Annotated in this window: 16 protein-coding genes and 2 pseudogenes; 9 read left to right on the top strand and 9 right to left on the bottom strand. The window is 54.8% G+C overall.

What is annotated here, in order from left to right; all coding sequences use genetic code 11:
- Positions 1-251 precede the first annotated feature (251 nt).
- Positions 252-2120 carry a sensor domain-containing diguanylate cyclase gene (locus tag BBI10_RS18055; protein WP_065990730.1) on the top strand — a complete coding sequence of 623 codons (1869 nt, stop codon included), beginning with the start codon at positions 252-254 and terminating at the stop codon, positions 2118-2120.
- A gap of 37 nt (positions 2121-2157) precedes the next feature.
- A complete protein-coding gene (locus BBI10_RS27630; RefSeq protein WP_167355810.1) occupies positions 2158-2316 on the top strand; it encodes a hypothetical protein in 159 nt (52 codons plus the stop codon).
- 663 nt (positions 2317-2979) lie between these two features.
- On the opposite strand, the gene BBI10_RS18065 is transcribed toward BBI10_RS27630, so the two are convergent.
- The 7 genes from BBI10_RS18065 to BBI10_RS18095 all read right to left on the bottom strand — a co-directional run bounded on the left by BBI10_RS18065 (position 2980) and on the right by BBI10_RS18095 (position 10223).
- Entirely contained in the window at positions 2980-3333 is a 354-nt protein-coding gene (locus BBI10_RS18065) for a DUF2790 domain-containing protein (protein ID WP_065990735.1), read from the bottom strand.
- Between the two features lie 175 nt (positions 3334-3508).
- A complete protein-coding gene (gene copD, locus BBI10_RS18070) occupies positions 3509-4441 on the bottom strand; it encodes a copper homeostasis membrane protein CopD (protein WP_065990736.1) in 933 nt (310 codons plus the stop codon).
- 3 nt (positions 4442-4444) lie between these two features.
- Positions 4445-4828 (bottom strand): copper homeostasis periplasmic binding protein CopC, encoded by a 384-nt coding sequence (gene copC / locus BBI10_RS18075; RefSeq protein ID WP_065990737.1) that lies wholly within the window; start codon positions 4826-4828, stop codon positions 4445-4447.
- A gap of 68 nt (positions 4829-4896) precedes the next feature.
- On the bottom strand, positions 4897-5865 hold the full coding sequence (locus tag BBI10_RS18080) for a copper resistance protein B (protein WP_371136447.1): 969 nt from the start codon (positions 5863-5865) through the stop codon (positions 4897-4899).
- Positions 5866-5874: 9 nt separating this feature from the next.
- Positions 5875-7812, bottom strand: coding sequence for a copper resistance system multicopper oxidase (locus BBI10_RS18085; protein ID WP_065990740.1), 1938 nt, complete (start codon positions 7810-7812; stop codon positions 5875-5877).
- 143 nt (positions 7813-7955) lie between these two features.
- Positions 7956-8159, bottom strand: coding sequence for a co-regulatory protein PtrA N-terminal domain-containing protein (locus BBI10_RS18090; RefSeq protein WP_065990741.1), 204 nt, complete (start codon positions 8157-8159; stop codon positions 7956-7958).
- 738 nt (positions 8160-8897) lie between these two features.
- The gene (locus BBI10_RS18095; protein WP_065990744.1) at positions 8898-10223 is read right to left on the bottom strand and encodes an OprD family porin; all 1326 of its coding nucleotides are present in this window, start codon (positions 10221-10223) and stop codon (positions 8898-8900) included.
- 445 nt (positions 10224-10668) lie between these two features.
- Here BBI10_RS18095 and BBI10_RS18100 point away from each other — a divergent pair, with 445 nt between their 5' ends.
- The 4 genes and pseudogenes from BBI10_RS18100 to BBI10_RS18110 all read left to right on the top strand — a co-directional run bounded on the left by BBI10_RS18100 (position 10669) and on the right by BBI10_RS18110 (position 15086).
- Positions 10669-11064, top strand: coding sequence for a DUF305 domain-containing protein (locus tag BBI10_RS18100; protein ID WP_065990746.1), 396 nt, complete (start codon positions 10669-10671; stop codon positions 11062-11064).
- Between the two features lie 243 nt (positions 11065-11307).
- Complete coding sequence (locus tag BBI10_RS18105) at positions 11308-12063, top strand: TraX family protein (protein ID WP_065990748.1); 756 nt, start codon at positions 11308-11310, stop codon at positions 12061-12063.
- An 82-nt stretch (positions 12064-12145) separates the two neighbouring features.
- A pseudogene (locus BBI10_RS26735) lies at positions 12146-12306 on the top strand (cation transporter); the annotation flags it as partial.
- Positions 12307-12590: 284 nt separating this feature from the next.
- Positions 12591-15086 (top strand): heavy metal translocating P-type ATPase, encoded by a 2496-nt coding sequence (locus BBI10_RS18110; protein ID WP_065990750.1) that lies wholly within the window; start codon positions 12591-12593, stop codon positions 15084-15086.
- Between the two features lie 354 nt (positions 15087-15440).
- Here BBI10_RS18110 and BBI10_RS27325 read toward each other — a convergent pair.
- Together BBI10_RS27325 and BBI10_RS18115 are read right to left on the bottom strand one after the other, a co-directional pair.
- Positions 15441-15878: pseudogene (locus tag BBI10_RS27325) on the bottom strand (mercury(II) reductase); the annotation flags it as partial.
- Positions 15879-16045: 167 nt separating this feature from the next.
- Entirely contained in the window at positions 16046-16393 is a 348-nt protein-coding gene (locus BBI10_RS18115) for a hypothetical protein (RefSeq protein ID WP_065990755.1), read from the bottom strand.
- 257 nt (positions 16394-16650) lie between these two features.
- On the opposite strand from BBI10_RS18115, the gene BBI10_RS18120 reads away from it, so the two are divergent.
- The 3 genes from BBI10_RS18120 to BBI10_RS18130 all read left to right on the top strand — a co-directional run bounded on the left by BBI10_RS18120 (position 16651) and on the right by BBI10_RS18130 (position 19503).
- On the top strand, positions 16651-17613 hold the full coding sequence (locus BBI10_RS18120; protein ID WP_065990761.1) for a tyrosine-type recombinase/integrase: 963 nt from the start codon (positions 16651-16653) through the stop codon (positions 17611-17613).
- Between the two features lie 139 nt (positions 17614-17752).
- Positions 17753-18466 carry a helix-turn-helix transcriptional regulator gene (locus BBI10_RS18125; RefSeq protein WP_065990763.1) on the top strand — a complete coding sequence of 238 codons (714 nt, stop codon included), beginning with the start codon at positions 17753-17755 and terminating at the stop codon, positions 18464-18466.
- A gap of 119 nt (positions 18467-18585) precedes the next feature.
- Positions 18586-19503, top strand: a complete 918-nt coding sequence (locus BBI10_RS18130; protein WP_065990764.1) for a pyridoxal-phosphate dependent enzyme — start codon at positions 18586-18588, stop codon at positions 19501-19503.
- Positions 19504-19567 lie beyond the last annotated feature (64 nt).

Consider the following 19567-nt stretch of genomic DNA (forward strand, 5'->3'; position numbering starts at 1 on the left):
TTGACCAGACGCATCGTACCCTTGACGGGCCGAAAGCAGCCTGTTGCAAAGTGGTGCAGCAGACCTATACGGCTGGTGCAGCATCTCCCATGCTCGAGTCATTCAGCGTTCACTTGCAAACTAAAAACCGAAGCTTGGGTCGGTCAACGGTGCAGCGCTCGCCGGAGAGTCGGGACTACAAATTCTCAGGCAAGCGACCGAAAGTCTTGGAACGCGCGTCCGGACGGGGTCACCAAAAGGATCATATCGCAATGCTGATTGCCCCTTACCCGGTTAACGAGGAAGCGCGGCTGGAGTTTCTCCGCAGCCTGGATGTTCTGGATACTGCTAGCGAGGAGACATTCGACCGGTTCACCCGAGTCCTGGCCGAGTTGTTGCAGGTGCCCACCGCGTTGATATCGCTGGTTGAGGCCGACAAGCAATGGTTCAAGTCCAAGGTGGGACTGGATACTTGCGAAACCTCGCGGGATATTGCGTTCTGTGCCCATGCCCTGCATGCAGAGGGCTCTCTGGTCGTCGAGGACGCGGCCATAGATGTCAGGTTTCACGACAACCCTCTTGTTGTCGGAGCGCCCTTTATTCGATTTTACGCCGGCATCCCTCTTCGCTCCAGCGAAGGCTATGTAGTAGGCACCCTGTGCGCGATTGACCATCGCCCAAGGGTAATTACTCAAAGCACCCTCACAGCTATGAAAGATCTGGCCCGGGCGGTCGAGCGAGAATTGTTTCATCGCAGCATGTCCGGCCAGGCCCGGACAATCTATGAAGATGAGCGTCGCGCTCGGTCACTGAGTGAAACAAGGTTCGCTACAGTTTTTCAAGAAACTCCGACAGGGAAGGCCATCGTCGATCTGGACGGGCGATTTTCAGTCGTTAATCCTAAATTTTGCGAGATAACGGGTTATTCGTCAGACGAGCTTCTGAGCAAGACGTTCCAGGAAATCACTCACGCGGACGATATCCAGCAGGATCTGGCCTTGGTTGCGGATCTCATCACCGGCTGTCGCAAGAACTGCTCGTTGGAAAAGCGTTATGTGCGCAAGGATGGATCACTTGTTTGGGTCGACTTGAGCGTCGCGATCCTGCGAGAGGCCGCGGGTGCGCCCCTGCATCTTATCGCGGTGATCCTGGATATCACCACGCGTAAGCACAGCGAGGAGTTGATACTGAATCATCAGCACGAACTAGAGCAGCGCGTAGTTGAGCGAACCGTTGACCTTGTGAGAAGTCAGGAAACCCTTCGATCCATCGCTGACAACGTGCCGATGTTGATCGCGCAGGTGGATTCGGAGTTGCGCTATGTTTTTAATAACGCCAGATACAAGGAGATTTTCAATGTCGATCCGTTGTCGCTGCGAGGAAAGTCTGTCCAGACTGTCCTGACGCCTGCGGTTTACGAGGAACTTTTGCCGTATTTCGACCGTGCCCTAGCGGGCGATCGCAGCACTCGGGACGACATTCGCTACGACGATCTTGACGGCCGGATTTGGCGCGCCACCTACATACCCGACGTGCGTGACGGAGCCATCGTTGGATTCTTCGTCATGTCTCTGGACGTCACTGAACAAAAGCGGAAAGAGAAATCGCTCACAGACAGGGCCTTGCTCGATCACTTGACCGGTTTGCCTAACCGCGCGGCCCTGATGGAAAAACTCAGCGAGGCCGTCGACTCAGCAGAGCGAGGCCTGGCTGATTTTTCGGTTTTTTACCTCGATCTCGATGGCTTCAAAAGGGTCAACGATGAGTATGGTCACGACCTTGGCGATGAACTCTTATGCCAGGTATCCGAACGGCTTCGTCAAAAAGTGCGTCAGCGCGATACTGTGTGCCGCTTGGCGGGCGATGAGTTTGTCGTGATTGCGTCAGGCGCCAAGGCTCAGGACACTTGCGAACGAATCGCTGCTGCTATGTGCGCAACCCTCGCGCAGCCTTTTCACCTGCGTGGGCACACGGTAAAGATCGGCACGAGCGTGGGGGTCACGGTCTGCCCGGCCTACGCGTTGACCACACCGGAGCAATTGTTAGCAAGTGCTGACGCGGCCATGTACGTCGCCAAGCGCGCGGGACGCAACTGTTATCGCTTCGCCCCCGCGGTATGGAGCAGGAGGGGTCATGCTTAAAAGCGTCAACAGAAGTGCACTGTGAGGACCCCGGCTGATGACCATGTCCAGTGACAATGCCATCGGCCGTGCCCGTCTGATGTTCGCGCTGATCAGAACGAGCGGCACCGAGGCTGCGGCCGAACCAAACACGCCCCCGCTCAAGCTTTATCGTCTCGCTGCACAACTGCAGCCTGATCAATCGTGCGCAGCTTGAAGACTCACGGTCGAGGCCAAGCTGGCGTTGAGCGGTCGGACGTCATTCAAAGGCAACTGAGCAGGCTTCAGGTAACTGGTGCTATATCGCACTTGATAAGGGCGCGAGGTTTCTTAGAAGAGTTGGCAACCAACTATCACTATAGTGGCAGCCGGTTAGCGTAAGGTAGTTTTTGCATACGAGAACCGGCCGCGCGAAGATGACGAGGTCATCATCCCTTCCGTGGCGAAGGCCACCTTGTACAAGAAAGGCTGGGCCAGCGCGCTGGGCGATTCCCCAAGACGATCGCGTGGGTTGCGTGCTCTGAGGCAACGCCCAGTGTGCAAGCGACGGCCGGAACCGTTCGCGCACATAAGGGCGGCAAGAATCATGGCAACTTTGCCCAGCATCCTTGGATCAACTCCTGATTCAGCTGCGCCGGTTGCCCAACGGGCCGGAGTACATGGCGGATCTGATCTATAACGTTCTAGCCGACGTGACGCTTACTTGGGCGATTCACTGAGCGCTTGTCAGGTTCACGCACCGCTTGTCATGCCGTTACCTTTAAAATTCTGAAAGAGTTCTAAGGAATGTAACCGTATCAGTGCGAGTTTGGTTTCCAACGTCGTTAGCAGCGCAATTAATAGAACGTTAAGCTCAACTACCGAACCCGACGGCTAAACATCAGTGTGAATTAGTGCAGTTGTTGGGCAACATAACGTATTCAAGAATTTTGATATTGCCATTACTATCCTCGTAATTCATTTGTGCCGGCATTACGCCGCAGTTGCCAAAAGCGAGACGGCTTCCCTTCGCTGAAGTCGTACCTAATACTTTAGCAATATCTGCCTTGAAGCCATATTGATAATGAATCACCTCAGGTTGACCCTTTCCTTTAGATTGGGCGTATTTTTCCATAGACTTTTCGTTGGCTCTGATCATTTCGCCATAGACTGGGTCGTTTCGACCATCAGCGGATGCAAAAGAAGTCACGAAGGCAAAGCACAACGCAAGTGAAAGGGAGGCAAGTTTGTTCATTTTACAAATCTCCAGATGCATATGTTTGTATGGAGACTATAACGACAGAAAGCTGTCGTTAATGTGAGCTCAAAGTTACATTTCAGTAAGTCTGATGACAGCGAACTATGCCTAAAATGCGAAAGGCCCTTTTCGGGAAGAAAAGGGCCTATAGGATGACCAGGGCCGGTAGCTATCAGGCAGCCATGTCCATCGCTGGACTTAATGTACCTAACCAAGCTACCAGCAAAAGAATTGCCACCGAAGCGGAGAACTCCAGGACCATGCTGCGCCTCAGAGCATTTACCGCTGTTGTGTAGTCGCCCGCCTGTAATGATTGCTCCAGTAATGGGCTGAGGTGGAACCGGTTGAGTGCTGCGAGTACCACCATTCCACCGAACAGCGAGAGTTTTGCGAAAAGCAAAATACCGTAGGTACTGTCGGTGACGCCATCCAGGCTGGGCCCTACAATGAACAGGTAATTTACCACGCCCGTTGCGACAATGACCCCAACGATAAGAGCGCCTACCGACTCAAAACCCGTTAACGCACGTGAAAGGACCTCGATCAGGTGCTTCGCCTCAAGTTTTTTAAGCCTCAACAACAGTCCGAACGCAGCCAGGGCCCCGATCCAGCCTCCCGCCGCTAGCAGGTGCAGGATGTCAGCGGCAAAGTGCCAGAACCTGCGGGTTCCCTCGTCCATTGCCCCATGGCCATTCCAGGCAAGCGAAGCAAGCGCAAGCCCCGCACCTGTTGCAGCAATCCAGAGGCTTGACGACGGCCAGCGCTTGTTCTGGGTCGCCGCAAGCAGCGCCAGAGCCAGAGCGAACATTCGGATGATCCAGGTAAAACCAACTTCGGTTTCAGTCAGCATCATCCCAATGTGGGGTTGGAGCTCCGCCCAGTCAGCAGCGCCGCTCATGTTTTGCGCAAGAACAATCATCCCGACGACGGAAAGCACCATTCCCATTGCAGCGGTCGCAACCAGCAGCGACTCAAAATTCAACACTGCCCCCGATATCCGCTCTCGTCCGCGTAGGCTGTAGAGCCCAAATACCGCCAAGCCAAACAGCAACATCAGGTCCGTATAAAGGGCAAAACGCAGTACAACGTTGACAGAGTCGCTCATGGCTTACTTCACTTTGAACGTAACATTTCCGGTTATTGGATGCGTGTCAGATGACACAGCGCGCCACTCCACCTTGTATGAGCCTGCGGTCAAAGGTGAAGCTGGTGTGACGACCATGGTTTTAGGGTCGCTACCGCCAGCGACATTGGCCTTTACAGCCATGGGGGAGTTTGGCATGCCAGGCATGTCAGTCATGATCAGCTTGGCGCCAGAGAACTGAGTCACGAGGTTCTCGGAGAAATGCAGTTCGATCTTACTTGGAGCCGCACCCGCTTCACCTTCGGCGGGCGTGGACGACACGAGCTTAGGGTGAGCTTGGGCCAAGGCGCTCATCAGCAGGCCGCCAGACAGCGCAACAGCAACAGCAGTAGTTTTGAAAATAGACATGCAAGGCTCCTCACAGCGCAAAGCTGTAGGTTTGAGGTTTGGTTTGTTGTGTCACTTTTAAGATGCGTTTAGAACCACATACGGACACCAAGAACTAGGCGTGCTTCGCTGCGGTCCTCGCCTTCTTCTCGGGCGTAATCGGCAGAGTTTCCATATGATCGGTTCCATGTCACCCCGATGTAGGGTGCGAATTCTCGCCGTATTTCATAACGTAATCTAAGGCCTAATTCGGTTTCGGATAGGCCAGATCCAATGCCGCGCTGAGGATCATTCTTTCCGTAAAAATTGATCTCGGCGGTGGGCTGAAGAATGAGCTTATTCGTCAGCAGAATATCGTAATCACCTTCTAGTCTCGCAGCGGTTTGGCCGCCCTCGCCAAGGAAAACCGTGGCTTCTGTTTCGAAGTTATAGAGCGCCAAGCCCTGAAGGCCAAACGCAGCCCACGTTTGCGGATCACCAGGTTTGAAATCCTGACGCACCCCACCCACCACGTCCCACCAGGGGCTGATAGCGTGACCCCATAATGCTTGCGCCTCTGCCTGTTCGGTTTTGCCATTGGTCCGTTCACCCTCTGTGCGCAACCACAGACGGTCCACATCGCCGCCGATCCAACCTTTGGCGTCCCAGTTAAGGACGCTGCCTTCATCTGCGTTCTGCCATTCCAGCTGGTCAATGAGCATGAACGAGTTGTAGCCACTGTCATGTACTTCATGGCCGCCGGGAGCGTTATAGACAGCGGCTCTATCAGCATCCGTCAGAACAGGAATTGGCGTGCGGCTCTGAGTCGGCGCCTGCTGGGTCTTGGGGGCCATCCCGGTCATTTGGCTGTGGTCCATGCCCTGCATCTGGCTGTGATCCATGCCTTGCATCTGGTTATGGTCCATGCTCTGCATTTGGCTCTGATCCATACCCTGCATCTGCCCGTGGTCCGAGGCTTTGGCGCTGTCGGCTGCCGCTACCCATTGACTTGGGCCCAAGGTTAGCCCGGCAGCTACGACCGCTACGTGTACGTAGGTGATGCGCAAATTGGTTCTCATGGTCATTTCTTACTCCTCCACACGTACTTCACGGAACATCCCCATTTCCATGTGGAAAAGTAGATGGCAGTGGTAAGCCCAACGCCCAAGCGCATCGGCGGTCACTCGATAACTACGCTTGGAGCCTGGGGGCATGTCGATCGTGTGCTTACGGACCATGAAATTGCCGTTCTCGTCCTCAAGGTCGCTCCACATACCATGCAGGTGAATCGGGTGAGTCATCATCGTATCGTTGACCAATACAACACGGACCCTTTCGCCGTATTTCAAACGTATCGGCTCTGCGTCGGAAAACTTCACGCCATTGAACGACCAAGCGAACTTATCCATATGACCTGTCAGATGGAGCTCAATCGTGCGACCGGGATCGCGGCCGTCGGGATCTTCAAAAGTACTTCTTAGATCCGAGTAAGTTAAAACCTTGCGCCCGTTGTCGCGAAGGCCCATGCCGGGGTCGTCGAGCTTCGGCGAGGTCGACATCGCCTGCATATCGACCAGCGGATTGTCTTTTTCGGTTTCTGGATGGGACTGCATAGCGCCCATCCCCGCCATCCCAGACATGCCGCCCATGGACATCTGGCTATGGTCCATGCCAGCCATGTCCATGCCTTTCATGTCCCCACCGTCCATACCAGACATACCTTGCATGCCGCCTTGGTCCATGCCCTGCATCTTGCTGTGGTCCATGCCAGCCATGCTGTCCATGCCTTTCATGTCACCACCATCCATACCAGACATGCCTTTCATACCGCCCTGGTCCATGCCCTGCATCTTGCTGTGATCCATGCCAGCCATGTCCCCCATGCCGGCCATCCCACCATGATCCATCCCCGCCATGCCCATGTCGGCCATGGTCACAAGGGGACGCGGATCTAACGGCGGTACTGGGGCAGTCAAACCGGCACGGGCAGCCAGCGTTCCACATGCATACCCTGTTCGGTCCATTGACTGGGCGAAAAGCGTGTACGCCTCTTGGGTGGGCTCGACGATCACATCATAAGTTTCGGCTGTTGCGATCCTGAATTCATCCACGCTGACAGGCTTGACGTATTGTCCATCAGACGCCACTACCGTCATCTTCAACCCTGGGATGCGGACGTCAAAGTACGTCATCGCCGAACCGTTGATGAAGCGAAGGCGGATCTTCTCGCCTGGCCGGAAGATGCCCGTCCAGTTCATGTTTGGCGCTTGGCCATTCATCAAGTACGTGTAGGTCGCTCCACTCACATCTGCGATGTCAGTGGGGTTCATCTTCATTTCGGCCCACATCTTTCGATCAGCGACGGTCGACGACCACCCTTTTTCGCTGACGTCGTGAATGAAATCTGCAACCGTCCGTTTGTGATAATTGTAGTAATCGGACTGCTTCTTGAGCTTGCTCATCAAGGCGCCAGGGTCTTCGTCGGTCCAGTCGGTCAGCATCACCACATAGTCGCGGTCGTACTTGAAAGGCTCCGGCTCCTTGGCATCGATAACCAACGGCCCATATACGCCGACCTGCTCTTGAAACCCGGAGTGGCTGTGATACCAGTAGGTGCCGTTCTGCTTGACCTTGAACTTGTAGACGTACATCCCGTCAGCTTCGATGCCGTGGAAGCTGAGCCCCGGCACGCCATCCATGTTTGCTGGAAGAATTATTCCGTGCCAGTGAATGGACGTCGTTTCCTTTAACCGGTTCTTAACACGCAACGTGACTGTGTCGCCTTCCCGCCAGCGCAACAGCGGCCCAGGAATCCCACCATTGATAGCCATAGCCGTACGGGCTTTACCTGTGATGTTCACCGGGGTTTCGCCTATAAATAGATCGAACTCAGTACCCGACAGAGCGCTGGGCTGGCCTGGGCTGGTAACCGCCCATACAGGGGTGCGCCATAGCCCGAGGCCGCCGAGGATACCGCCAGCTGCGAGACCTTTTACGAAGGTGCGCCGAGAAGTCTTGGATTGCATACCGATTTGTTCCCATCAGTCGGATGTATAGCTAGCACGTGAGATGCGCATATCAAGATTCAGATTAGCAGCCACGAGCGTGTTGGATGAAAGATGCCACAAGCCAGCCAACAGCATGATTACAATTCGGTAAGGTTGGGATATCAGCCGTGCGGCTTCGAGGCCTTAGACTCTTGCTGCGCCACATCGCGGTTTGGAGCCGCTGCCGCCGACTCGTTATAAGCCTGGACCGCGACCTCACGCGCTTTCATCATCCGGTCAAACGTGCGGTCGCCGCCGCTTTCTGCAAGCGCGAAAGAAGAGATTGCCAAGCTGCAGGTCAGAACGAGAATTTTGGAGATCTTCATGCTTTTTTCCTTGTGATACCTCTGCCTGATTGGCAGGAGGTGAAGCGTTGTGCTTGATGAGAATATTAAGTGAGTCAGGCTTTCAGCAGCCTTAGCCGAAAATTACAAATCTGAAAGCTAAGCCGTCTGGCTCATCCTGCATTTTGGTGATATGCGGGGGGATAAAGGGATCTGGAAATTACCCCAGGCAAACGTCCGTCTTCGCTCTGTCAACGATTTGCTGTAAGACCTACGCTAAGCAAGACGGAAACGGCGACTAGTCGGCAAACATCCGGTCGGGACAGCAACGGTTCCTGGCCACTGGTGCGCTTCTAATCTCAGCGCATTCATCAGCCCCATGAGAAGTGCTCACCATTGACGCGAGTGGAATTGCCTACGGTTAGCCTGAACTATTTTTTAAGTTAGTTGAGGCCTGCAAGCGGTGCGGCGGGCGGAAAACTGCAAACCTAGGTTTTTGTCGTTTACGCCGAATCTGGCAGACAAAAAAAAGCGCCTTAACAGGCGCTTAAAGATTCACCTTGACCAAAGGAGCATGGGAGCTTCTAAAGGTGAATGTCGTACCGACAGGATATACCTTTCGGCCTAAGTACATGATATGCACAACCTGTTAAACCATGCAGGCCTATCCAAGGCTATTTATCTGCATCATTAAATAATGCACAATCCTAACCGTGTGAGCCTAACAACTGGCGCGATTTTGCCATTTCAGCTGCTAAACGTAGAGGTAGCCTCTGTTTGTCAAAGCACACTGAGAGGGTACTCTACAATCAGTCTGATTTCGTCCAGGTCGGACTCAAATGCTGTGGCTCTAGTTGTAGCCTGCCGAACCCGGAATGACATGTCCTTCAAGCTACCGGCTTGAACGACGTATTTGGCTTCGATGTCTCGCTCCCAGCGTTTCTGATCTTTTAGCGGATTTCCATCGGAATCTCGACGCATGTAGGTGCTGTTGGCACTAGAGTAATCAGCGTCCGTTCCCTTGCCATAGCGAGTCATGAACGAAAGGCCTGGCACGCCGAAGTTGCTCATGTCCAAGCTGTATGTCGCCATCCATGAACGCTCTTTAGGCGAATTGAAATCGCTGTATTGAATGGAGTTGGCAACGTAAATCGAGTCGGATTGTCTGAGATAGTCAAAATCGTCATCCCCTTGGTTTCTCTGATGCGAAATTGACAAGGTATGAGAACCGTATTTCAGGCCCACCTTAATGCTCCAGATATCATTATCGAACTTGCCAAGAAGTTTCTTCCCATCATCCGTTGCGTTGTAATAGTTCACACTGCCCGTTAAGGCCATCTGGTCAGAAAGTGGGTACACGTATAAAGCAGAGGCGTATTTCTGGTCCCAGGCATCTTTCAACTTGCTTCCGTAAAGGCTGAGCGTTAAACGGTCAGTTGCATCGTAGTCGCCGCCAAAATATGCAACCCAGGGCGAATTGACTGGACCAGCATAGAAGGTCTCGAAATTATCGCGCATGGACGTGGACTGGGGCTGGCTCATGGAGTGGAGCCTACCGCCCTGAAGGGTCAAGCCGGAAATGCTTTTGTTGATGGCAGTCACGCCGCGGAAGCTCTCGGGCAGCACGCGGGAGTCACCATACGAAACCACAGGCGTAACAGGGAATACGTCACCAACGTTAACAACGGTATCAAATGCTCGTGCTTTAAGTGAGCCACCCACCTTGGTGTACTCGTCGTCTGCCTTACCGTCGTTGTACACAGGCAGAACGTTGAAGGAGCTCTGCAAACCGTTTCTTCCTCTCCCGGTGTCGAGCTTCAAACCCATAAGGGCAAACGCGTCGACCCCGACACCGAATGTACCCTGGGTGAAGCCTGATTCAAATTTGCCAATGAACCCCTGCGCAGAAGCCTCGGAGTAACCGTTCCCAGTAGGGCTAGACTGCCCTTTGCGGCTGTCTCGATTCATATAGAAAGTTCGGCTCAACACATTTAGAGTGCTGCCCTCGACGAACCCCTCCTTCTGCTCCTCCGCGGAGCCAACAATAGGCGCAACACCAGCGAGGGTCGAAAGGATGGCGAGAGATATTTTTTTGAGGTGAGTCATATGCGCTCCGTACGAATCGGCAGATTGCTTTAAAAGACATATCGACCTGTTTTATTATTGTTTAAGAGCCACCGGCAAGCGCAGATGTTGATGACTGGAAGCTTACGAACAGATGACGCCAAAATTACATTTATGAAAGCTTCAACAGGCTCCTTGGAACGCATTAACGCCACAGCGTTGGAGACATTTGACCGCTGGTGCCGGCGACCAAGTCTTTCGAGATTATAAAGCCATCGCTTCCGACCTGTGATACCGAAGCTGCACAATGGGTAGTTACTCGTGATGTGAGCCGACTTACGCAGTGCTTGGTGCGCAAGCATTGGGCGGCCACGTTAAAAAAACCCGCCTCGAATGGCACCTGCTCTGATTTTCTTTGACTAAGGTAAGTGAACAGGTCTTTAGTCACGGTCCTGTACTGACAGCCAAAAAGCTCTGAGGTAGACCAATGATCAAGAAATTTCTCGCTTGCACTTCGCTTGGAACCGTTCTTTTTGCGGGCCTTGTGCCGTTGTCATTCGCAGCTAACAACGACGCTCACTCGGCTTACACTGAGAAAAATAGCCAGAACAAGGCCGCTTCGTCCGCCATGAGCGGAGCAGCATCGGACGAATATGAAAAGGCAATGCAAAAGATGAACCAAGGGATGATGAAAGGCATGACTTCTGACCCATCGGAAAGCTGGGCCAGGATGATGGTCGAGCATCATCAAGGCGCTATCGATATGTCCCAAATCGTGTTAAAGAATACAGACGATCCAACGATCAAACAGATGGCAGAGAAAACCATCAAAGACCAAACCGCAGACGTCGCGAAACTGAAAGCCTGGCTCAGCAAACACTAGTCTTGGCCGGCAAGGTCAACATACTGGTACGCTATAGCGGCGCCAGACGGCGCCGCTCCTCAAAATACGTTGCTTAGCTGTGGGTCTCGACTTAGAAACTTCCTAATTCATTGTCCGGCAGTCACGATAAGCGAAGTGCGGCTACAGACCTCAAGGGGATGAGAGTACGCGGCCCGTTCCGGATATAGCGCATGCCGCTGGACATGGCACGAGAGGCGCTCATTGGTCCGTGGAAGGAACTATATGGCGGAGCAGCACTTTAGCAAAAAGCTTCCCACAAGCCAGCGCGAAGGCGGCCTTGATTTGGTCAAATGGCTTGCATTGGTTACCATGGTGATCGATCACTTACGTATGGTCCTGCCAAATCTCACCGACCTTTTCATCCCTGGGCGCCTTTCGTTTCCGCTCTTCTGTCTCGTTATTGGTGCAAACGTCGCCCGCTCTACGAAGGGCGAATTCGCGACAAAGGCTAATGGGCGTTATTTAGGACTCATGCTGGCCTTTTCCGCTATCTCGGAGGTGCCCTACCGCTATTTCGAAATCGCTCAGACTTTCAACGTAATGCCTACCCTCACGTTGGGATTGGTAATAGCTTGGGGGGTTCATCACCGATGCCTATCCAGCGGTTTCTTGGCTATCGTAGGCTTGGCTGCAGCCATTCTGCTACATACGCCCTTGATGTATGGATTCTGGGGATGCCTTATCCCTGCAGCTACACTAATCGCGATTCAGAAGAAGGCCGGCTTGTTTTGGCTCTTACCGGCCGTTTTATGCGTGGTCGTCAATACGCGAGGGACTGCTTGGACTCGCGCCATGAATATGGAAGTTTCTTCAATCATGGCTTTACTCGTAGCTTTAGCTGCGCCGCTGATCGGACTTTGGCTTCTCCGTCGGAAAATAAACACCAAATTATGGCCGGTTACGGCTTGGAGTTATTGGTTTTATCCGCTGCACATTGTAGCGCTTCAAGGGCTAGGCCACCTCTATCCAAACGCCTGAGGCTTTTGCAGCGATTATGGCAGTCGCCGACCATACCTTAATTCAGAAAATCAGTTGAGTACTGGCATGCCAAGGGCGCCCATGGGTTGTCACTCCTACTGTCGTGATGATGGTCGCTGAAACAGGCGCTGGCTACGTTACCGGATCGATGGCCCTACTGGCTGATGGGTTCCATATGGCAACGCACGCTGGTGATTGGGGATTGCAGCGACTGCCTACGCCTATGCAAAGCGTCATGCCACCGCGCTCGTTAAAAAATAGCGGCCCCGCTATCGAAGAGATTTGAAGCGCAAGACCGCGCTTGCCAGGAAGGTCAGATCAGCCTGACCAGTACGTAATTTAAAACCCGGTTTTTGCACTGTTCTTGACAGCCTCGGACACATTGTCAGTTTGCACCCATACGGCTCAGCCTCCACCTCTTCGTGCGTCCGTAAGACTGCGTCGCGAGTTTGACCTGAGTCCTTGACTTTCCCACGATGAAAAGGTTTACGGTGCCAGTATGTTGAAGGCAATGTAAATGACCAAACATGAGCATTTCAAACAAAGCAATGTCTGGTACCAGCGCAGCACCCATCAGTCTGCCGATCGAAGGAATGACCTGTGTTTCCTGTGTCGGACGCGTAGAGGCGGCGCTTGGAAAAGTCCAAGGTGTCGGCAGCGTCGTGGTTAACCTCGCGACGGAACGGGCGGAAGTACGGGCGAGCGGAAACGGCCCGGTCGACCGTGCTGCCTTGGTCCAGGCAATCGAGAAAGCAGGATACGTTGTTCCTGCGCAGACAATCGAACTGTCTGTCGAAGGCATGACCTGCGCATCGTGCGTCGGGCGAGTCGAGCGTGCGCTTCAGGCCGTGCCGGGCGTGAGCCAGGCTACGGTGAACCTGGCGACCGAGCGTGCGACGATACGCGGCGTGGCGGCGCTTGATGCGCTGCTGGCGGCAATCGAGAAGGCCGGCTATGAAGCCCGCAGCCTTGACGCCAATGTTCGCTCCGGCGATGACGAGGCCGAAGCTAGGAAAGATGCAGAACGATCGGCGCTCAAGCGCGACCTGCTGCTCGCCACGGCGCTCGCGCTGCCGGTCTTCATTCTCGAGATGGGCTCGCACCTGATCCCTCCCATGCACCATTGGATCATGGAGAACATCGGTCAAGGGCCGAGCTGGTATCTGCAGTTCGTGCTGACAACCTTGGTATTGCTCGTCCCAGGACGCCGTTTCTATACCAAAGGGTTTCCCGCACTGCTGCGGCTTGCGCCGGACATGAATTCGCTCGTGGCTGTCGGTACGTTAGCCGCGTATGCGTATTCGTTGGTCGCCACCTTCATGCCCGGCCTGCTGCCGGCCGGCACCGTGAACGTCTACTACGAAGCGGCGGCCGTGATCGTGGCACTGATCCTGCTGGGACGGTTTCTGGAGGCCCAGGCAAAGGGGCGCACATCGCAGGCCATCCAACGACTGGTCGGCCTGCAGGCAAAAATGGCCCACGTGGAACGCGGCGGCCGTGCAACCGACATTCCGATTGGCGACGTCGTCGCCGGCGATGTGGTTGAGGTACGTCCGGGCGAGCTTATTCCGGTCGACGGCGAGGTGATGGAGGGCGACAGTTACGTCGACGAATCCATGATTACCGGCGAACCTGTCCCGGTAAAAAAATCAAATGGAAGTGCCGTGGTAGGTGGCACCGTCAACCAGAAGGGCGCCTTTACCCTGCGGGCCACAGCCGTGGGTGGGCAAACGGTGCTCGCCCAGATCATTCGCCTGGTGGAACAGGCACAGGGCTCCAAGTTGCCGATCCAGGCGGTGGTCGACAAGGTAACGATGTGGTTCGTGCCGGCAGTCATGGGGGTGGCCCTGGCCACCTTCCTGATCTGGCTCGCTTTCGGTCCGTCACCGGCGCTGAGCTTCGCCTTGGTGAACGCCGTGGCGGTACTCATTATCGCCTGCCCGTGCGCGATGGGGCTTGCGACGCCAACCTCGATCATGGTCGGTACTGGACGCGGGGCGGAGCTAGGCGTGCTTTTTCGTAAGGGCGAAGCATTGCAACTCCTGAAGGACGCGAAAGTGGTGGCGCTGGATAAAACCGGCACGCTGACTGAAGGACGGCCGGCCCTGACTGACTTGGAAGTTGACCCCACTTTCGAGCGTGCTCAGGTACTGGCAAGCATTGCAGCGGTAGAGTCGCGCTCCGAACATCCGATCGCGCATGCAATCGTCGAGGCTGCTGAGAAAGAGGGCCTAATCCTCCCGGCGTTTACTGAGTTCGAATCCGTTACCGGAATGGGCGTGCGCGCCTTAGTGAAGGACGTGCGCGTGGAAGTGGGGGCTGATCGGTACATGCGCTCGCTTGGCCTGAATGTAGCAGGCTTCGCGCAGACGGCGCAGAAGCTTGGCGAGGAAGGAAAATCTCCGCTGTATGCTGCAATCGATGGGCGCCTAGCCGCCGTTATTGCCGTGGCCGACCCTATCAAGGTGCACACGCCCGCTGCCATCGCTGCCTTGCACCGCCTGGGTTTGAAAGTTGCGATGATTACCGGCGATAACGAACGTACCGCCAAGGCGATCGCGTCACGTCTCGGAATTGACGAGGTTGTTGCTGAAGTCCTACCCGCGGGTAAAGTGGAGGCGATCCAGCGGCTTAGAGCCGAACACGGTTGCGTCGCGTTTGTAGGCGACGGTATCAACGACGCACCTGCGCTGGCCGAGGCTGACGTCGGCCTGGCGATCGGCACGGGTACCGATGTCGCGGTGGAAGCAGCGGACGTGGTGCTTATGTCAGGCAGTCTTCAGGGCGTCCCCAATGCTATCGCCCTGTCGAAAGCGACCATCGGCAACATCCGCCAAAATCTGTTCTGGGCCTTTGCCTATAACACGGCCCTGATCCCGATGGCGGCAGGCATGCTGTATCCCGCGTATGGCGTGTTGCTGTCACCGGTATTCGCCGCCGGCGCGATGGCATTGTCCAGCGTTTTCGTGCTTGCCAACGCGTTGCGACTGCGCGGCTTTCAACCGCCATTGAAAGACGAATGAGATGAAGGAGTTGACATGAATATTGGTGAAGCATTGAAAGCGTCTGGTGTACCGACAAAATGATTTGCTACTACGAAGATAGAGTTGATTGCGCGTGCGGCGCGCAGAGAGTCTGGCTACCGGGCATACGCCTTGAGCGACGTACATCGTCTGCGCTTCATCCGGCGTGCACGAGACCTCTGCTTCTCGATAATGGAGATTGGTGAACTGCTCAGCCTGTGGAATGAACGGTCGCGGCAAAGTTCCGATGTCAAACGCCTTGCGCAAGCGCATATTGCTGACCTGAAAGAGCGGATCAGGAATCCGCGCCGGATGGCAAAGATGTTGCAAGAGCTGATCGCTTGATGCGCAGAAGCCCTCTACCACGGGCAGGTAAGAGAACAACTGGTCAGTTAATTCTTGCACAGTCAGGCGATGGCGAATTGCCAGCTCTGCCGTTTGAATTAACTTGTCAGCTTCCGGAGCCATAGCTTGTACGCCGATCAGTTGCCCGGCGGTGGAGTCAACCACGAGCTTAATAAAGCCGCGTGTGTCGAAGTTCACGAGCGCGCGCGGCACATTATCTAGGCTGAGCATGTGACTGTCCGTCTCGATACCAGCTTGGTGCGCTTGCCCCTCGCTCTAGCCGACTGCCGCGACCTGCCGGTCAGTGAAGAGCACTCCTGGCATAGCGTTAAGGTCGAGCGCCGCTTTACCGCCCGTCATATTGATTGTCGCCCGGGTCCCAGCTGCGCCGCAACTAGCCAATTGTGGCTGGTCGGTGCACTCGCCAGCAGCGTAAATGTTATGCAAGGTCGCCCGCAGATATGTGAGCCGGATAGCTCCGCCATTCGCAGTTGATCTCAACTGGAATCGCGCTGATTGCGAACACGGCTGTTTTCGATTGCAAGCCGTTACATCTAGCACTTCAAGAAATTTTATTGAATTGTACTGCTAAGTTATGCGTGCAGATTGACTGGTTATCCAACGACGACTCGTTTTTTGTAGACCGCGTGACGGGAAACCGTGGTGCGAACGAACTCCAAGCCAAACTCCGCGGCTTCGCGTTTGACCTGCTTACCAAAGGTCACCCGGCTGGAGCGATCCAGGGTCTGCCAGACTTCTGGGCCGATGAGCTGCGGGATCTCGAACTCCATGTTCTCCGGCACTTTCAAGACGTTCTCCTTAAGCACCGCGGCGGCTCGATCTGTTGGAGTGTCGGTGCTGGCCACGTGAGCCTGCAGCAGCGCCAGAATCGTCGCCGCCGCATCGGTCTGTTTCTGCGCCCATACTTCGAGCTCAGGGGGGAGCGTTAGGGAAATGATCATAGCGATTCCTTGTGTTGAAATTCATACGCATTGAGATTATGCAACTACATCGAGTAAAACAATTGCATTTTATAATGCAATTTGCAACAGCAGACTGAAATCTAACACCAAAATGCGAGAGAGCTAAAATTGGTGATAAAATAGATTATCACCAATTATTGCCGCTTATCGGTTTCGGAAGCAGCTGGAGCATTGAGCGTTTCTTTCGTGACTGAAAACTTGTGCATGTTCGTAAACAAGCCAATCATGAGAACAATATGCAGGAACTGACGAAAATCCATCAGAGCGACCAGCGTCGGCTTACGTCGGTCGAATTTCAGAAACTGGCCCAGGTACCGGCCGCGGTCGAGTGGTATGCCAACCTCGACAACCCTCGTACACGACGCGCCTACCAAAATGACCTGGAGGACTTCTGTGGTTTTGTCGGATTGGCTTCAGCGGATGAGTTTCGCGTGGTGACCCGATCGCATGTTTTGGCCTGGCGCGCCCAGCTCGAGCATCGCGGTTTGGCCGGAGCGACGATCCGACGCAAGTTGGCGGCGCTGGCCAGCCTCTTTGATCACCTTCTGGAGAGCAATGCGATTTCCGGCGGCAATCCCGTGCATGGGGTAAAACGCCCGAAGATTGAAAGCAACGAAGGCAAGACGCCGGCGTTGGGTGATCACCAGGCGAAGGCGCTGCTCGAGGCGCCGGATGAAACCACCCTTAAAGGACTGCGTGACCGGGCGTTGTTGGCCGTGCTTCTTTATCACGGGCTGCGCCGTGAAGAAGCGGCGCTGCTGCAGGTGAGCGACATTCAGGAGCGCCGCGGGATCCAGCATCTGAAAGTGCACGGCAAGGGCGGCAAGGTGCGGTACCTGCCACTGCACCCGGTGGCGGCTGGACGCATTCACCAGTACCTGGAAAGCTCAGGGCATCATTTGGCGGACAGGAAGGTGCCGCTGTTCATCCCATTGCGCGGCAAGCTTACCGGCGCCGGCATCACGGCCAATGGCATTTATACGATGGTCGCAACCTGTGCAAAAAAAGCCGGGATCGCGGTTGACGGGTTGGGCGTCCATGGACTCAGGGCAACTGCAGCCACCAATGCCCTGGAGCATGAGGCCGACATCGCCAAGGTCCAGGCCTGGCTGGGTCATGCCAATATCAGCACAACCAAAATCTACGATCGGAGGGAGAACCGTCCGGAGGATTCACCGACGTACAAAGTGAAATACTAATCTCTATCAAGCGCTAACCGACTGCTATCGGGCCGAAAGCAGTCGGTCGCAGGCAGCCCTTATGCTAGTCAACATTCTGTTGATCTACTAGGCTTCCACGATTAGGATAGTCAACAATGTGTTGAAGTAGATAGTCAGAATGTTGAAGTCATTTATAGAGCCCGCGTTTCAGGCACAGCTGATAGATCTGTTAGCCGGCACTGTGCGAGCCATTGGAAGCGTAGTGCCGCGCAATGCTGAAGTCGTTCTTCATGACCTGCGAACGCCTGACTATTCCATCGCTGAGATCGCCAATGCTCACGTCACGGGACGCCGTAAAGGCGATTCGATCCTGGCAGGATTACGCGCTGACCTTGCATTCAATGATGCGCTTGAGGAGAAGCTGGAGCCGATTTCGCTCTTGCTGGACTATCTGACACTCTCCAAAGATGGCCAGCCCCTACGTAGCAGCACAGCGCTTTATCGTGACCAAAACGGCAAAGCGTTTGCCGCCCTGTGCATCAACGTGGACCAGGCGTGCGTCCTTGATGCTCTCCAGGTGCTTCAAGCGTTGGCTGGTGGCTCAGAGGGTAGCGCTCGTGTTGTAAACCCCATCACTGCGTCTGATAACGCTGAACCGATCAATCACACGATTGACGAGTTGATGCGCGAGATCATTCGTGACGCTACGGAGCTAAGCCCAGGTACAGGTCGCACCGATATCAAACGTGCCAACCTGTTGGCCGTATCGGAAATGCAAGACAAAGGCATCTTTCTGATCAAGGGTGGCGTGGAAAAAGCCGCCGCGGCATTGGGCGTGACGCGCTATTCGATTTACAACTACCTGGCAGAACTGAAAGGTACGGATGGCTAGGTTCGTCTCTTAGAGCCATGAAAGAACCCGCGTTGATACCTGCCGTCTGGATATCAGGCGCAAAGCCTCAACAGAACTGTAAGCCTTGGCCTGAACTTGGCCCAGTGGAGAGCAACAGCATGTCCTTGAGCATCAAAACACCCCTACTCGAATCCCTGCCATTGAGTCAGATCAGTGGCACGAAGGTCTGGATGAAAATGGAGGCCATGCAGCCTTCAGGCTCTTTCAAGATCCGGGGTATCGGACATGCCTGCGCACGGCATCACGCACGCGGTGCCAAACGTTTCCTCTCCTCGTCCGGCGGCAACGCGGGGTTAGCGGTGGCCTACGCTGGCCGCCGTCTTGGCCTCCCAGTGATCGTGGTGGTGCCCGAAACAACGTCAGAGCGTGCAAGACACCTCCTGGCGCTGGAAAATGCCGAGGTTATCGTCCACGGCAAATCCTGGTTCGAGGCCAATGAGCTCGCTCGATCACTGCTTACCCCAGAGGACGCATTCCTGCATCCTTTCGACGATCCTCTGCTATGGGAAGGTCATGCATCGATGATCGATGAAATCATGGCCGATGGCGTCGTACCGGATGCAGTAATTCTCTCGGTAGGAGGCGGAGGACTTATCGCAGGTGTTGATGAAGGACTGCGCCGAAACGGGCTCGCCCAGGTACCGATCTTTGCGGTCGAAACTGAAGGCATGGCGTCGTACAGCGCCTCGTTAAATGCAGGCCACCTTGTCGAACTGCCTGCTCTGTCCGGGGTTGCAACGTCGCTGGGCGCACGCCAGGTCTGCCCCCGGGCCTTCGAACTATCCAAGGAGCGCCCGGTTTATCCGGTATTGGTCACTGACCGACAAGCAGTCGACGCATGCCTGACTTTTCTGGATGACCACCGCACTCTGGTCGAACCCGCATGCGGGGCCTCGCTCGCGGTGGTTTATGGGAATGCGATTGACCTGAAAGGCTTCCAAAACGTGCTGATAATCGTCTGTGGCGGCTCGACAGCGACAGTTGGCTCTTTGAAAGGCTTCGGCAATCAAAACTGACCCGCCTAGGTCAGCAAACCCGCCAATGCTGTAACTAAGGCTGCAGCTTCCTCTTTTTCCTAAA

This window comes from Pseudomonas graminis (assembly GCF_001705435.1).
In the GTDB taxonomy this organism is placed as follows: domain Bacteria; phylum Pseudomonadota; class Gammaproteobacteria; order Pseudomonadales; family Pseudomonadaceae; genus Aquipseudomonas; species Aquipseudomonas graminis_B.